16 protein-coding genes and 2 pseudogenes are annotated in these 14,650 nt (G+C 64.9%); 9 read left to right on the top strand and 9 right to left on the bottom strand.

Going from position 1 to position 14,650, the window contains the following annotated elements; all coding sequences use genetic code 11:
- Positions 1 to 16 precede the first annotated feature (16 nt).
- A complete protein-coding gene (locus AB7Z56_RS05340) occupies positions 17 to 1,168 on the top strand; it encodes an ABC transporter substrate-binding protein (protein ID WP_028151958.1) in 1,152 nt (383 codons plus the stop codon).
- A gap of 314 nt (positions 1,169 to 1,482) precedes the next feature.
- Here AB7Z56_RS05340 and AB7Z56_RS05335 read toward each other — a convergent pair whose 3' ends face one another.
- The gene (locus AB7Z56_RS05335) at positions 1,483 to 2,211 is read right to left on the bottom strand and encodes a glutathione S-transferase family protein (RefSeq protein WP_028157342.1); all 729 of its coding nucleotides are present in this window, start codon (positions 2,209 to 2,211) and stop codon (positions 1,483 to 1,485) included.
- A 68-nt stretch (positions 2,212 to 2,279) separates the two neighbouring features.
- The gene (locus AB7Z56_RS05330; protein ID WP_063980923.1) at positions 2,280 to 2,552 is read right to left on the bottom strand and encodes a hypothetical protein; all 273 of its coding nucleotides are present in this window, start codon (positions 2,550 to 2,552) and stop codon (positions 2,280 to 2,282) included.
- A gap of 112 nt (positions 2,553 to 2,664) precedes the next feature.
- On the opposite strand from AB7Z56_RS05330, the gene AB7Z56_RS05325 reads away from it, so the two are divergent.
- Positions 2,665 to 3,363, top strand: a complete 699-nt coding sequence (locus AB7Z56_RS05325; protein WP_063980922.1) for a helix-turn-helix transcriptional regulator — start codon at positions 2,665 to 2,667, stop codon at positions 3,361 to 3,363.
- Positions 3,364 to 3,368: 5 nt separating this feature from the next.
- Positions 3,369 to 3,692, top strand: coding sequence for a YkgJ family cysteine cluster protein (locus tag AB7Z56_RS05320; protein ID WP_063986074.1), 324 nt, complete (start codon positions 3,369 to 3,371; stop codon positions 3,690 to 3,692).
- Here the strand turns inward: AB7Z56_RS05320 and AB7Z56_RS05315 are convergent.
- Together AB7Z56_RS05315 and AB7Z56_RS05310 are read right to left on the bottom strand one after the other, a co-directional pair.
- Positions 3,689 to 4,102, bottom strand: coding sequence for a hypothetical protein (locus AB7Z56_RS05315; RefSeq protein WP_028148857.1), 414 nt, complete (start codon positions 4,100 to 4,102; stop codon positions 3,689 to 3,691). The genes AB7Z56_RS05320 and AB7Z56_RS05315 overlap by 4 nt on opposite strands.
- A gap of 379 nt (positions 4,103 to 4,481) precedes the next feature.
- Positions 4,482 to 4,829 (bottom strand): DUF3307 domain-containing protein, encoded by a 348-nt coding sequence (locus AB7Z56_RS05310; protein WP_038933545.1) that lies wholly within the window; start codon positions 4,827 to 4,829, stop codon positions 4,482 to 4,484.
- A 403-nt stretch (positions 4,830 to 5,232) separates the two neighbouring features.
- Between AB7Z56_RS05310 and AB7Z56_RS05305 the strand changes: the two genes are divergently transcribed.
- The 4 genes and pseudogenes from AB7Z56_RS05305 to AB7Z56_RS05290 all read left to right on the top strand — a co-directional run bounded on the left by AB7Z56_RS05305 (position 5,233) and on the right by AB7Z56_RS05290 (position 9,077).
- Positions 5,233 to 6,678: a TAXI family TRAP transporter solute-binding subunit gene (locus tag AB7Z56_RS05305; protein WP_063980921.1), complete on the top strand. Its 1,446-nt coding sequence runs from the start codon at positions 5,233 to 5,235 to the stop codon at positions 6,676 to 6,678.
- 114 nt (positions 6,679 to 6,792) lie between these two features.
- Positions 6,793 to 7,010, top strand: a pseudogene (locus AB7Z56_RS05300) (hypothetical protein).
- Positions 7,011 to 7,169: 159 nt separating this feature from the next.
- Positions 7,170 to 8,279, top strand: a complete 1,110-nt coding sequence (locus AB7Z56_RS05295; protein WP_063980920.1) for a cyclic nucleotide-gated ion channel — start codon at positions 7,170 to 7,172, stop codon at positions 8,277 to 8,279.
- A gap of 12 nt (positions 8,280 to 8,291) precedes the next feature.
- Positions 8,292 to 9,077: an enoyl-CoA hydratase/isomerase family protein gene (locus tag AB7Z56_RS05290; RefSeq protein WP_063980919.1), complete on the top strand. Its 786-nt coding sequence runs from the start codon at positions 8,292 to 8,294 to the stop codon at positions 9,075 to 9,077.
- Here AB7Z56_RS05290 and AB7Z56_RS05285 read toward each other — a convergent pair whose 3' ends face one another.
- Together AB7Z56_RS05285 and AB7Z56_RS05280 are read right to left on the bottom strand one after the other, a co-directional pair.
- On the bottom strand, positions 9,078 to 9,512 hold the full coding sequence (locus AB7Z56_RS05285) for a DUF6157 family protein (protein WP_063980918.1): 435 nt from the start codon (positions 9,510 to 9,512) through the stop codon (positions 9,078 to 9,080).
- Positions 9,513 to 9,529: 17 nt separating this feature from the next.
- Positions 9,530 to 10,174, bottom strand: coding sequence for a glutathione S-transferase family protein (locus AB7Z56_RS05280; protein ID WP_063980917.1), 645 nt, complete (start codon positions 10,172 to 10,174; stop codon positions 9,530 to 9,532).
- Between the two features lie 84 nt (positions 10,175 to 10,258).
- Here AB7Z56_RS05280 and AB7Z56_RS05275 point away from each other — a divergent pair.
- Positions 10,259 to 11,241, top strand: a pseudogene (locus AB7Z56_RS05275) (helix-turn-helix transcriptional regulator).
- 138 nt (positions 11,242 to 11,379) lie between these two features.
- A complete protein-coding gene (locus AB7Z56_RS05270) occupies positions 11,380 to 11,613 on the top strand; it encodes a hypothetical protein (RefSeq protein ID WP_014498305.1) in 234 nt (77 codons plus the stop codon).
- Positions 11,614 to 11,669: 56 nt separating this feature from the next.
- On the opposite strand, the gene AB7Z56_RS05265 is transcribed toward AB7Z56_RS05270, so the two are convergent.
- From AB7Z56_RS05265 to AB7Z56_RS05255, 3 genes are all read right to left on the bottom strand, one after another.
- Positions 11,670 to 12,617, bottom strand: a complete 948-nt coding sequence (locus AB7Z56_RS05265) for a fatty acid desaturase (protein ID WP_063980915.1) — start codon at positions 12,615 to 12,617, stop codon at positions 11,670 to 11,672.
- Between the two features lie 15 nt (positions 12,618 to 12,632).
- The gene (locus AB7Z56_RS05260) at positions 12,633 to 13,652 is read right to left on the bottom strand and encodes an alpha/beta fold hydrolase (RefSeq protein WP_063980914.1); all 1,020 of its coding nucleotides are present in this window, start codon (positions 13,650 to 13,652) and stop codon (positions 12,633 to 12,635) included.
- Between the two features lie 157 nt (positions 13,653 to 13,809).
- Entirely contained in the window at positions 13,810 to 14,613 is an 804-nt protein-coding gene (locus AB7Z56_RS05255; RefSeq protein WP_063986073.1) for a hypothetical protein, read from the bottom strand.
- Positions 14,614 to 14,650: the final 37 nt, after the last annotated feature.

Here is a 14,650-nt window from a genome sequence, read left to right as displayed (position 1 = left end):
GTCAAGGGAGGAATAGATGAAACGCTTTTACCTGACCGCCGCCATCGCCGCGGCGACGCTTGCCCTGCCGGCTCTGCCTGCGCTGGCCCAGACCAGCGAAATCACCATCGGCATCACCACCACCACGACCGGCCCCGGCGCAGCGCTCGGCATTCCCGAGCGCAACGCGCTGGAATTCGTGCCGAAGGAGATCGGCGGCGTGCCGCTGAAGGTGATCGTGCTCGACGACGGCGGCGATCCCACCACGGCGACCACCAACGCCCGCCGCTTCGTGACCGAATCCAAGGCCGACATCATCATGGGCTCGGCGCTGACGCCGCCGACCATCGCGGTCTCCAACGTCGCCAACGAGGCCGGCATTCCGCATTTCGGCCTGGCGCCGTTCCCGATCACGCCTGAGCGCATGAAGTGGTCGGTGGCGATGCCGCAGCCGATCCCGATCGTGGGCAAGGTGCTGTACGACCACATGAAGTCGAAGGGCGTGAAGACCGTCGGCTATATCGGCTATTCCGACTCCTATGGCGACCTCTGGTTCAACGACCTGAAGGCCCAGGCCGTGCCGATGGGCATCACCATCGCCGATGAGGAGCGCTTCGCCCGCCCTGATACGTCAGTGACCGGACAGGTGCTAAAGCTCGTCGCCGCCAACCCCGATGCGATCCTGGTCGGCGCTTCCGGTACCGCGGCCGCGCTGCCGCAGACCGAGCTGCGCGAGCGCGGCTATCAGGGCCTGATCTACCAGACCCATGGCGCCGCCAGCATGGACTTCATCCGCATCGCCGGCAAAGCAGCGGAAGGCGTGCTGATGGCCTCCGGTCCCGTCATGGACCCCGAGGACCAGCCCGACGAAGCCGCCACCAAGAAGCCGGGCCTCGCGCTCAACACCGCCTATGAGGCCAAGTACGGCCCGAACAGCCGCAGCCAGTTCGCCGGTCATTCCTATGATGCGTTCGAGATCCTCAAGCGCATCATTCCGACGGCGCTGAAAACCGCAAAGCCCGGCACGCCGGAATTCCGCGAAGCGATCCGCCAGGCGCTGCTGTCCGAGAAGGAGCTGGCGGCGAGCCAGGGCGTCTACAACTTCACCGAAAAGGACCGCTACGGCCTCGACGAGCGCTCGCGCATCCTGCTCACGGTGAAGAACGGCAAGTACACGCTCGTGAGGTAAGGCGCGGCAAGAGTTTTGAGACGACGAGAGCCGGCCCGTTGGGCCGGCTCTTTTGTTTTGGGTTTGAGATTGGCGAGTGCGAAGTCGAATCGAGTCGGCCTACAGCAGCGCTCTCTCCGTTCCCTCCCCCCTTGCGGGGGAGGGGCAGGGAGAGGGGTGCCACACGGGAATTCTTTCCGTCGTGCACCCGCCCTCGATGCATCATCAACAACGGGTACCTTTTCCTGGACCACCCCTCTCCCTAGCCCTCCCCCGCAAGGGGGGAGGGAACGCACCTCCGTCGGGGCGCTAGGCGAGTCTCATCTCATCAGGCCTCAGGCCGCCTGCCGCAGCGGGGTCCAGGCGAACTCCGGATAATAATCGTCCATCATGCGGTCGACATAGGCGGTGAGGTTCGCAAATCCCTCGGCGCGCTGACGCAGGCCGGATTCGAAGAAGGGCGTCAGGATTCCGGCGAGCGCGCCGAAGGCGGTGGCATCGACACCGCAGGGCTTGTTGCCCATCAGGTAGGCCTTGTCGCCGAGCTGGACCGAGAGCGCGAACAGCGAACGTACCGCGAGATCGACATCGTCATCGGGCGCGTGGCGGCCGAGGCCGGAGAGCAGATAGTTCTCGGCGACACGGAATTGCGCATCCTCGCGCAACTTTTCGCGATTGTGCTCCGGCGCGCCGTCGAAGAAATGCGCGGGCCCCTTGGCGAAGTTGACCGGATCGACCCAGCGCGCCCCGACCAGCGCCCAGTAGACGTGATGCTCGATCATGCGCTCGAACGCCCAGGCCTGCGCCCGCTCGGCCAGCGACAGCCCGGCATCGAAATCGAAACCATAGCGGCGCTCGATATGGGCGCGGATGAAGGTGGAATCGGCCACCGCCTCGCCGCCATCGTCGATGAACGGCAGCTGCCCCTTGGGCGAGGCCGGCGGCATCGCCCGCTCCTTCCGGTAGGGCAGTCCCGCCATCTTGAGCTGGACCTCGGTCTTGGTGACGAAGGGGCTGATTTCCGGCAGGCCGAAGCCGGCGCCAAAGCCATAAAGCGTGATCATGCGAACTCTCTCCTGGACCTGCGAAATTTGGGCTTGCGAAATTTGGACTTGCGAAACTTTGAGGGAACCTAGTGACCGGCTGCTGCCACCATGGTGGCAGCAGCCGTGATATCTTCTGCGAAACGGGCCCCCCGCCAGGCGCGGGCCATGACACTACGAACGACATGGCGGGCCAGCGCGTCCGCAGCCTGGGTCAGCAAGCGTGCCATCACGCTTGCAAGAGCAAATCGGAGGTCGACGGCCATGAGATCGAACGAAACGAGGCGGCCGAGTGCCCTGGCGGACCAGACCTGTGCCCGCGACATCGGAATCGCCGGGCCAAAATGGGTTGGAATGATCATGGACAAATCCTCTTCAGTCGATGTGTTGTCCCGGTATAGACACCCCCTGCTGCCAACATCCTGTCAGCAGCAGCGCGCCATTTTCTGATCCGTCCCCGATAAGAGAATTGCCATGAGACGCGCCGACCGGCTGTTTCAGATCATCCAGGTGCTGAGGCGCACGCGTAAGCCGCTGACCGCGGACGCGATCGCGGCCGAGCTCGAGACCTCGAAGCGCACCATCTATCGCGACATCGCAACCTTGATCGGCCAGCGCGTGCCGATCCGCGGCGAAGCCGGCATGGGCTACATCCTGGAGAAGGGTTTCGACCTGCCGCCCTTGATGCTGACACCCGACGAGATCGAGGCGGCGGTGCTGGGCGCGCAATGGGTCGCGGGCCATGCCGATTCCGCGCTGGCACGCGCGGCCGAAGATTTGATGGCCAAGATCGCCGACACCGTGCCTGAGCGCTTGCGTCCCTTCGTGCTGGAGCCGGCAAGCCGCGCGCGGCCGAGCTGGAACAGGGAGCCGGATCGCCTCGACATGGCGCGCACGCGCACCCAGATCCACGAAGGCAGGAAGATCATGCTGCGCTACCGCGACGAGCAGGGCCGCCCCAGCGAGCGCATGATCTGGCCGATCTCGGTCGGCTATCTCGAAGCCGTGCGCCTGCTTGCGGCCTGGTGCGAGCTGCGCGGCGACTTCCGCAGCTTCCGCACCGACCGCGTCGTGGATGCGAACTATCTCGACGATAAATATCCGGAGCGGCGCGACGTGCTGCGCGCAAGATGGCGGCAGAGCCTGGTCTGGGGCCCGCCAAAGGACACGTGAGCGCGATGGAAGAGAATTCCCCCGTCGATCTGTCGAGCTGGTGCCAGAGCTGCGGCGCCTGCTGTGGCTATTCGGAGAACTGGCCGCGCTTCTCGATCGAGAGCGACGAGGAGCTTGCCGCAATCCCCGAGACGCTCGTCAACGCGCGCCAATCCGGCATGCGCTGCGAGGGCGATCGCTGTTCGGCGTTGCGGGGGGAGATCGGAAAGCAGACGGCCTGCGGCATTTACGAGGTCCGGCCGGAGGTGTGCCGCACCTGCATGCCGGGAGACGCCGAATGCGCGATGGCGCGGCGGAAATTCGGACTGCCGGTAATCGAGGTCGCTTAGGCTGGAACGGCTACAGCTGGAACGGCCTCGCTGACCTCGTCGTCGAACCCGTCCTCAAGCGGTGCAAGCACCGAGAGCGGCTTGGTCGACAGCGTGATCGGCTTGCGGCCCCCCGACAGCGACGGCGACGATTTGACCGTGCTTTCGCGCGACAGCGCGTAGAGCGTCGAGCCGACGCGGCCGCCATTGTCGATCAGGTCACGCTCGTTGCAGCTGGCCGCGATCGCGACCGCCAGCGAGTGCAGATGGCTGCGGCGATAGCAGAACAGCGCCAGCCTGGCGCGCGCGTCAGGGGAAACACTCTCAACCAGCCTCGGCAGGCCACTCTCGCTGGCGCGATACATCTCGCCAAGGAGCTCGTCGCGGACCGGGCAGAAATCGCTTTCATAGGCGTCGCGGCTTGAAAACATTGCGGTTCTCCTCGTTGCCGAAGATGCAGCGCAATTCTCTAATGAAAGGTTAACCACGCCGCCCGGTAGTCACCCGGGGTCCTTGCGCCCTCGTCGCGAATCGGAGGCGACCGAATGGGGGTCAGGCCACCACATCTGAGCCGAAAAGTCGGGACGCCAATGCCTCCACGGCGTCATGGCTGGGCATAGCCGTCCGAAGGACGGCGTCGCTTCCGCTCGCCTTTGTCCCGGCCATCCACGGCTGGCCACGCGGCACGAAGAACGTGGATGCCCGGGCCTTCGCCGCGCCGAAGCGGCTTCGGCCGCGCAGGCGGGACAAGCCCGGGCATGACGACCTCTTGTGAATGCCGATCGACGACTATCCGCAGGCCCGCCGGCCTCAGTTCGCCGCCATGAAGATGGAAAGGCCGAAGCCGGTCAAATGATGCAGGGCCTGGTCGACGCCGATCAGGGTCCAGAACCAGGGATGCGCCAGGTCGACACCGAAATTGGCGGAGACGAACCCCTTGGCGCGGTCGATGGTGATGTGGATCGCGAAGTCGATGAACGCGACGAACCAGAATCGCGGCGCCACCAACAGGATCAGCGGCAGCGCAACCGCGAGGTGAATCAGGCAATGCACCAGAAGCGGCAAAGCCCAGCCGTGCTTCTGGTCCTTGCCGTGCGCCATCCAGGCGGTCTGGAGCACGAAATCGGCGATGATGTGCTTGAAGGTGAGCAGCAACATCCAGCCAATGAGCGCTTCGACCGGAACCGCCGATGACATGGGTGGAAACGACAAGCTGACGCCCTCATTGACGTGACAAGAAAGACCGGAGCGTTCAGCGCAACTTCTTTTTGGACCGGTCAAATCGCCGGGACGTGTGATTTATGACATCTCCCGCGACGGAATGCAGCCGGGGGGAACTGGAAAATCGCCAACTGTGGCTAACTGGTGATAGGATGACCAATCGCCGCGGCCAGATCGAGTAAGGTTACCTCCGGCTCGAATTTTGCATTCCGGTACCGGCGCGCTATCATTGTCGGCAGAGAATATCGTTCTTTTTTCAGACGTTTAGGAATTGCAGGGCGCCCGCCGCGATCGCATCCGCGAGCCGCCCGCCACTCAGGAATAGGGCCGGAGTGCTGCCATGAGTACTGAAGGCCCAACCTCGTCACCGACCGAACCGCCGCCGCGGCGCCCCAAGGTGATCAAAACCAATCAGCAGCAGGTCTTTCTCTACGTCGTGCTGACGCTGCTGCTGTCGCTCGCCACCGTCTGGGGCGGCCGCGCCATGCTGCACAATTCGGAGACGCTGACCTTTGCCGTCGGCACCCCCAACAGCGACGAAGCGCTGTTCGCCGCCAAGCTCGCCACTTTGCTGAAGAACAACGCCTCGCGCTTCCGGATCAAGATCGTCAACAACGCAGACAATGCCAAGGCGCTCGCACAGTTCGACCGCAAGCAGGCCGACCTCGCCGTCCTTCGCACCGACACCAAGGTGCCGCTGCGGGCGCGCACGCTCGCGATCCTCGAGCACGATCTGGTGCTGCTGCTCGGTCCCGGCAACAAGAAGATCAAGTCGCTCGCCGAGTTGAAGAAGAAGAAAGTTGCCGTCCTCGCCGAGAACGAATCCTCGCTCGCCTTCGTCCGTAGCATCCTCGACATCCCCGACGGTCCGGATGCCGCCAGGATCCAGATGGCGCCGCAGGGTGCAACGCTCGACAAGCTGTTTGCGCCGGCGAGCGGCTTCGGCGCGGTGATCGCCATCGTCCATGCCTCCAGGGCGGTGCGGGACAAGGCCTATGAGCAGGTCGCCAAGCGCGGCGGCTTCACGCTGAACGCGATCGACGAGGCCAAGGCGCTCGCGCGCAAGATTCCCGGCATTTCCAGTGAAACGCTGACTGCGGGCACGCTGTCCGCATCGCCGGAAATTCCCGACGACGACCTCGACACGATCGGGCTCGAATGGCTGCTGGTCGCGCAATCAAGGATGTCGGCGAGCACGGCGGGCGAGCTCGCGCGCGTCGTCTATGAGAACAAATCCGCGCTCGGGCTCGACAACGGCTTCGCCAGCAGAATCGAGCCGGCCTCCGTCGAGAAGGATGCCTACGTGATGGCGCATCAGGGGGCGGCCGACTACATCAACGACGACACCAAGTCGTTCATGGATAAGTACAGCGACCTGATGTATCTGGGCGCCGCCGCGCTCAGCGTGATCGGCTCGATCTTCGCCGCGATCTACGCCAAGATCACCCGCATCGCGCCGGAGAAGGCTGGCGAGCTTTCCACCGCCGTCCTCGACATCGGCGAACGCATCGAGCACGCGCATTCGCTGGACCAGCTCGAATGTCTCCAGGACGAGCTGGAGGGCATTCTGCGCGGCGCGGTCATAGGTCTCAGGGACGGCACGATCAGTACCGACGGGCTCGACACGTTCAAGCTCGGCTACGAGTTCGTCCGCGACGAGATCGGCATGCGCCGCGACTATCTCAAACGCCACTGCGGCGAGGCCGACAAGGTCGCCCAGGATACGGCCCCTCCCCAGCAGGACGAGAGCAAGATCGTCGTGGTGAAGACAGCTCAGAGTGCCTGACCTATCGGTTTGACGGGTCTCGCAGCGGCGCCTTGCCGCGAATCCCCGGGCTGAAACCGGGAACCGTCCCCCATCCACAACCGTTTGCTCCCGGATACAACCGGAGCACGCGCGATGCGTACACTCCTCGTCATAATCCTTCTGGGCATGCTGGTAGCGGCTGGATATTTCGCCTATTCCGCAATGGCGATCGAGGGCGAGCCGATCCCGACGGAAGGCTATGTGGCGTTGGCGCTGGGAGCGGGTTTCGCCATCGTCGTCGGCATCGGCCTGATGATGTTGCTTTTTTCAGCAGCCGCCGCGGCTACGACGAGCCGCCGCATTTCAGGTAGCGCCCCGGATCCACCACGGCATCGGGCTTGCCGCGTGCCTGTCCGACGATGCTGCGGGCAGCCCCCTGCCCGTCGTTGACGGCTCCTGCCCGGGCGGGCACTTTGGCGGCGGCGTCCCAGCCGGGACCGCAAGAGACACGACCGAGCCCGCCTTCCCGCATGTCCAAGCCGCTGATCCCCGCATTGGCCCAGTTCGTGGCCGCCACGGCCGGCCGCAACATGACCAAGGCGGCCTATGTGGCGGTCGGGCTCGGCGTGGTCAGCATGGTGCTGCTGACGGTCAACCCGGCCTATGAGACGGCGCACCGCTGGGTCGACGCCCTGCTGTGGGCCTGCCTCGTCTATTTCGTGTTCGAATGGGTGGTCCGGCTGCGCCACATGGCACAGACGGGGCGCCTGTCGCTCTACATGACCTCCTCGGCCGGAGTGGTCGATGCTCTGGGCGCGCTGGCGGTGCCGGCCGCGCTCCTGATCGGCATCGAGCCGAAGACGGCGTGGCTGCTCAGCGTGCTCTGGGTGTTGAAGGTGGTGCCGGGCATTCCGGGCCTGCGGCAGCTGCGCCGGGTGCTGGTGCTGGAATCGGGCCCGCTGGTCAGCGTGCTCGTGATCTTCCTGATGGTGGTGTTCCTCGCTTCCGTCGCCGAATATTTCCTGGAGCGGGACGTGCAGCCGCAGACTTTCGGCAGCGTCCCCGCCGCGCTGTGGTGGGCTGTCGTCACGCTGACGACGACGGGCTATGGCGACGTCGTGCCGGTGACGCCGCTCGGGCGCATCGTGGCGGCCATGGTGATGATCTCCGGCCTCGGCGTGTTCGGGCTGTGGACTGGTATTCTGGCGACCGGCTTTGCCGCCGAGACCCGGCGCGACAATTTCCTCAAGACCTGGGAATCCGTCAGCAAGGTGCCGTTTTTCGCAGCGCTCGGCCCTGCTGCCATCGCCGACGTCACCCACATGCTGCGCACCATGGAGCTGCCCGCGCGGACCATGATCATCCGCAAGGGCACGCAGGGCGACTGCATGTATTTCATCGCCGCCGGCGAGGTCGAGGTCGACCTGCCCGGCAAGAAGGTCCAGCTCGGCGAGGGCGCGTTCTTCGGCGAGATGGCGCTGCTCGGCAACAACAAGCGCGGCGCCAATGTCTCGACCACGAAGGTGTCGCGGCTGCTGGTGCTCGACCTCGTCGATTTCCGCGTGCTGATGGCGCGGCACCCCGATCTCGCCGAGACCATCGATGCGGAAGCCAAGCGCCGCACACTCGAAAACAAATAAATGGAGACAAGAATGTCGGACACAGCCGACGCAGCCTCAGGCCCCGTGCTCGAACGTGACGGCGCACGCGCCACCATCCGCCTCAACCGGCCCAAACATCTCAACCGGCTCCAGGCCGAGGATCTCGGCGAGCTGGTCAGACTTTTCGACCGGATCGAGGCCGATCCTGATATCCGCGTGCTGGTGCTGACCGGCACGGGGCGGGCCTTCTCCGCGGGCTATGACCTCAACTCGGTTGCCGAGCGCGCGGTCAGCGCCAACGAGCAGCAGAGCGCGGGCTCGGCGTTCGAGGTCGTCGTCAACCGGTTGGAGGATCTCGGCGTGCCGACGATCTGCCGGCTCAATGGCGGCGTCTATGGCGGCTCGACCGACCTCGCGCTCGCCTGCGATTTCCGCATCGGCGTCGACACCGCCGAGATGTTCATGCCGGCGGCGCGGCTCGGGCTGCACTACTACAGAAGCGGCATCAAGCGTTACGTGACGCGGCTCGGCGTCGACAATGCGAAGAAGCTGTTCCTCACCGCGCAGAAAATCAGCGCGCCGGAGATGCTGCGGATCGGATACCTCACGGCCATGGTGCCGGAGGAAACGCTCGATGAAGAGGTTGACAAGCTCGCGAGCGTTCTCGCCGGCAACGCCCCGCAGGCGATGCGCGGCATGAAGCGCGCCATCAATGAATTCGCCCGCGGAGAGCTGGATGAAGCCGCCGCCGACCAGCGCCACCGCGACAGCATGCGCGGCGACGAGATCAAGGAAGGCATCAAGGCGTTCGCGAAAAAACGGCCGCCAAAATTCTGATCACGCCCGCTGCGACCGCATCGCGCGCACCTGCGTGAGCTTGGGATCGCGGACGAGCACTTGGTAGCGTTTGCTGTCGACGGCGTAAATCGCGATCCGGCCCTCACTGTCGGCATGAACGCCCCAGCCGAAGCGCTTGCCCAGGCTCGACGCCCTCATGCACGCCTGGCCCCGGGAGAAAAACGCTTCACGGGCCGCATGCTTCTCCGTCTTCGTCGCCGTCACATCGAGCTCACGTCCCGGCGCAGACGTCGCGAAGATCACGTCGTCGGAGGTGTGCTTGTAGGGTGCCTTGGCGATCATCTCGTATTGCAGGCACGCCACCGTCGGCTTTCCCGCGCGCAGCGGCGGCTCCTCGCCAGTATGCGCGGGACAGTCTTCAGCCACCCGGATGAAGGTGTTGAAGCAGTTGGTCGTGTGCATCGACTTTGCCATCTGCAACCCTGGAACATTCAACCACCCGCAGCCGCGGCATGCTGCGCCGCCATCTCGTCGTCGGCGGCATTGATCCGCTGGAACGCAGGCCGGTTCGTCATCCGTTCGGCATAACGAACGAATACATCTTTTTTCGGCACGATGCCGAACATCATCGTCCAGCTGAACGCGACACCCCACAAGATATCGGCGGCCGTCATGCGCTCGCCGAGCAGATACGGACCCTTCGACAGTTGCGCCTCGAGCGCGCCCAGCATGGTGTCGTAATCGGCATAGGGTGACTGCATGATCGGTGCCGGCTCGCGCTGCATGAACTTGTCGATCAGGGCCGGCTCGAACGATGCGCCGTAATAGGCGATCCAGCGCAGGTAAGGACCGCGCAGCGGATCGTTCAGCGCGGGCGTCAGTCCCGCCTGCGGAAACAGATCGGCGAGATAGATGGTGATCGCGACCTGCTCGGTCACCAGCGCCTCGCCGTGGCGGACCGCCGGCACCTTGCCGAGCGGATTGATGGCGAGATAGGCGCCGTGGCGCTGCTCGCCGGCCTTCATGTTGAGGACGTGGAGATCGTAGGGCGCGCCCAGCTCCTCCAGCAGCACCCGCGTGCCGGTGGCGCGGCTTTGCGGCGAATAATACAGGGTGATGCGGTTTTGATCGGTCATAACAGGTCTCCATCTGGCCGGCTGGCGATGGCGCTTGTAGCGGACCATACCTGACATCCTGTGTCAGGTATGGTTTAAGGGATCATGCGCGCGAGCAGAATGCTGTCGATCCTCACCACCCTCCAGGCCAGGGGGCAGGTCACTGCGCCCGAGCTTGCGGAAGCCTGCGAGGTCTCGGTGCGCACGATCTATCGCGACATCGACGCGCTCGCGGCGTCCGGCGTCCCCGTTTATGCCGACCGCGGCGCGGAGGGCGGCTATCGCCTGCTCGACGGTTATCGCGTGCGTTTGAACGGCCTGTCGCAGAACGAGGCGGAGGCCCTGTTCCTTGCGGGACTGCCGGGACCGGCCGCGGCGCTCGGGCTGGACGCGGCGATGATCGCCGCGCAGAACAAGCTGATGGCGGCACTCCCGGCCAACCTTCGCGAAGATGCCGGGCGGATGCAGGAGCGTTTTCACCTGGACGCCCCCGGCTGGTTCGGCGAGACGGAAGAACCCAAACATCTGCGCACCATTGCCGGCGCGGCTCTGCGCGGGACGCTGATCAGGATCCGCTACCAGAGCTGGCGCGCGGAGAAGCAGCGCCGCGTCGCACCGCTCGGGCTCGTGCTGAAGGGCGGCAGCTGGTATCTCGCCGGTCACGTCGACGGCAGCACGCGCACCTATCGCATCGCGCGCGTGCTGGACTGCACCGCGCTCGACGATCGCTTCGATCGTCCCGCCGCGTTCGATCTCGCCGCCTATTGGCAGGCTGCGACGCTTCGCCTCGAAGCCGAGATGCATCCCAATGTCGCGATCGTGCGGCTGTCGCCGTTCGGCGTCAAACTGCTCGACGCGCTGAGCCAGCCTTACGTCAAGGCGCGCACGCAACTTGAAGAGACCACGGATGCGGACGGCTGGCGCATCGCGCGCGTGCCGACCGGCAAGACGTCATGGCACGCGGCATCCGAATTGCTGCGGCTTGGGTCCGAGGCCGAAGTGCTGGAGCCCGCCGATCTCGCGAGAAGATGGCGGAGATGACGCAGGCGATGGCTGCGCGCTATCGCGCAGCGGCGCGAAAAGCCTGACAGCGGCGCATTTCACCGAAGCCCACGAAACATTCCTGAAACACGATTCCTGCCTCGCGCCCTGAACGCGTTCGCGTCTCGGCCCGACGGAGAAGCAGGGACACAACAACGGCCTTAGCGCCACACTGGAGAATGAAAATGTTTCGTAAGCTTGCTCTTGGTCTGATCGCTGCTGGTTCGCTCGGTGCTGCCGCTCTCGCGCCCACCGCGGCTTCGGCCCACGGCTTCCATCATCACTGGGGTCCCGGCTGGGGCTTTGGCGGCGTCTACGTCAACACCGGCGTCAGCAATTGCTACCAGGAGCGCGTCGTCCGGACCCGCCATGGCCTGCGCGTCCGCGTCGTGAATGTCTGCGCCTACGGGATCTACTGATATCTGACGTCCTCGACAAAGCTCCGGTCGCATCGCGGCCGGAGTTTTGCATTGGGTTAACCAATCTGCCGATGCCGGCGAAACCAGGCCCAGGTCTCGCGCGTCGTCCTGATGTAGCCGCGGCCGCGATGGACGATCTCGTCGTCGACGATCTCGTTCAGCTTCGGCAGCGCGTGAAACGGGATCGAGGGATAGGCGTGGTGCTCGACGTGGTAGGGCATATTCCACGCGAACCATTTGACGATCGCGCTGGTGTAGGTGGTGCGCGTGTTCTGGAAGGCGCTGCGGGTGCGGTCGCAGCCGGTGTGCTCGGCATAGAGATAGGGCCGCAGGAAGGACTGCCCGATGATCAGCGGGACAATCCAGACCCAGAGCAGCAACGCCGAGGAAAACCACAGCGAGAGCGCGAGCAACAGCGCATAGAGCCCGGCATAGGCGCGCGCCTCGCGCACGATGGTGGCGCGCTTGTTTTCGGGAATCCAGGGCACGGTGACCTTGCCGGTGACGGCGTGGCCGAGCATCAACTGGAGGCGGCCGGCGACCTGAAGCAGGCCGCTATAGGCGAGCGCGAGCTGCGTGTCGGATGTCGGCTTCACGCCGACGATCAGCTCCGGGTCCTTGTCCGGATCCTGGGTGTAGCGATGATGGTCCCAGTGAAACAGGCAGTAATATTCGTAAGGTTGTCCGATGATGAAGGCCGAGGGATAGCCGACCGCAAGGTTGAGGCCACGGCTCCTGAACGCGGTCTTGTGCGCGGTCTCGTGCAGCGCCATGAACAGGAAGGCGACGAAATAGCCCTGCACCGCCATCAGCGGCAGCGCCCATAACACGCCCCAGGCTGAAGAGACCTTCCAGACCAGCGCGCCGACCAGCACTACCAGACCGTAATGGCTGAGACTTTTCGCGGCCCCCCTGAGGTTCGAGCGCACCGACAATTCGCGCAGCATCGCCGGTGTCAGCGGCTTCAGACGATGGCCGGGCTCTGAAACGGTCGCGTCAGTCATGATCGAGGACTCGCCCTATTTGCTGAGAAGCTCTGCGACCTCGGCCTTGAGGAAGGCCTGGTCGCGCGGATTGTTGACGGGGTTGCCGGCGCGATGGCCGTGCAGCGACGGGATCGGATGCAGCACCGCCGATTTTGCGTTGACCAGCCTGCCCAGCTCGTCCTCGTTGTCGCGGACGTCGAAATAGCGGTCGGTCGCACCCGGCATCAGCAGCATGTGCGCCTTGATCGCGGCCAGCGCCCGATCGAGGTCGCCGCCGAATGAAGCGCAACGACTGATGTCACCGCGCTGCCAGATCCCGGCCTGCGCGAGGAGATCGTTGGCATCACGCCGGGCAAAGGTCGCGTCCCAATTCCGGACCAGATAATCCTCCAGCGAGGTGAAGCCCGCCTCGCGCCAGAGCTCGTCGCGATAGAAGCCGTGCGACATCGCCCAGCCGGCATAGACGCGCCCCATGGCGCGATAGCCGGCAACGGGCTTCTCGACGAAGCGGCCGTCGCGGAAGGCGGGATCACCGGTCAGCGCAGCCTTCACGCTTTCGAGGAAGACGTAATTATAGGGCGCGCAGCGCGCACTGCCGCAGACCACCGCGGCCCGCGCGACCATGTCGGGATGCAGCGCCGCCCAATGATAGGTCTGCATGCCGCCCATCGACCAGCCATAGACCAGCGCCAGCTTTGTGATGCCGAAGCGCTCGGTCAGCAGCCGGTGCTGGACCGCGATGGCGTCGTGATAGGTGATTTGCGGGAATGGCGCCTCGCCGGAATTCGACGGCGAGGACGACAGGCCGTTGCCGAACAGGTTCGGGATGATGATGAAGTAGCGCGTAGGGTCGAGCACGCCATCGGGCCCGATCAGCCATTCCGTGTCGTAGTGTTGGGCGCTGAACGAGGTCGGGTAGAGGATAACGTTGTCCCTGGCCGGGCTGAGGGTGCCGTAGGTCTTGTAGGCGAGCTTCATCGCGGGGAAGACGGCGCCGGATTGAAGCATGACGTCGCCGGCCTCAAAAATCTCGTAGTCGCGCTGCCCGGTCATGCGTCCAACTCCCGCTCACGCGGCCGCAACATGCGCCCGCCGAGACAACGATGCATTGTTCGTGCCGGACCGGCAAACGCATCGTTGCGTCGCGCTTAATATCTGTACTTATAGTACAGTTATTAGATCAGAACAAGGGGGGTTTGGTCGTCGCGCGTCAGGCGATGGCCGCAATGTATCGCTGCACGGACGCCGCGAATGCGGCCTTGGCACCGGAGGCGATGTTGCGGCCCCACCAGGCGCCGTAGATGCGGTCAAAGGCGAGCGGCTCCACAGCGGCTGCGATCCGCCGCACCGCGGCGGCGTTGAGTGGCATGTAGTTCGGATAGGAGTACATGAAGCTGACGAAGCGGCGGTCCATCGCCACCTGCGCGATGTCGCCCGTGAGCAGCGCGCCCTCGGCATCCGCACCGCGCGCATGGTGCAGCATGGTGGCGCCCGCGAAATGACCGCCGGTGCGCAGCAGCAGCACATCGTCGGAGATGCGCTGCTGATCGCCGGTCCAGTGCACGATGGCGGGATGCGGCCGCATCACCCACTGGCGGTCATCAGCATGGAGATAGACCGGCACGCCGCCGAACGCCTCGCTCCAGTCGGCAAACGCGCCGTAGAAGTGTGGATGCGAGATCGCGATCGCCTTCAGCCCGCCAAGCGAGCGCACATGCGCGATAGCTTCCGACGTCGCTAGCGGGACGCAGTCCCACATCAGACAGCCGTCGCCGAGCGGCACCAACAGCGCGCGCTGGCCGATGGCGAAGCTCGGCTCGGACCCGACGCCGGTGAGGCCGAAATCGTCCCGCCAGGCAAGGCGGTGCCGTTCCGCCAACGCTTCGCGTGTGAGGAAGGTTTGGCCCTTCCAGTTCACGAACTGCCGCTCGTCCTCGCAGATCGGACAGGATGCGGGCGGATTTCCGCTGTCTGAAAATTGCGCGCCGCAGGTTTCGCAGGTCCAGAGGGGCATGGCCGTGATCCAGAAGAAGAAGGGGACACCCACGAGA

The sequence above is a fragment of the Bradyrhizobium sp. 482_C4_N1_8 genome (genome assembly GCF_052075965.1).
GTDB lineage: Bacteria > Pseudomonadota > Alphaproteobacteria > Rhizobiales > Xanthobacteraceae > Bradyrhizobium > Bradyrhizobium barranii.
Note: the sequence above shows the minus strand (reverse complement) of the source record. Positions and strands in the feature narration are given on the sequence as shown.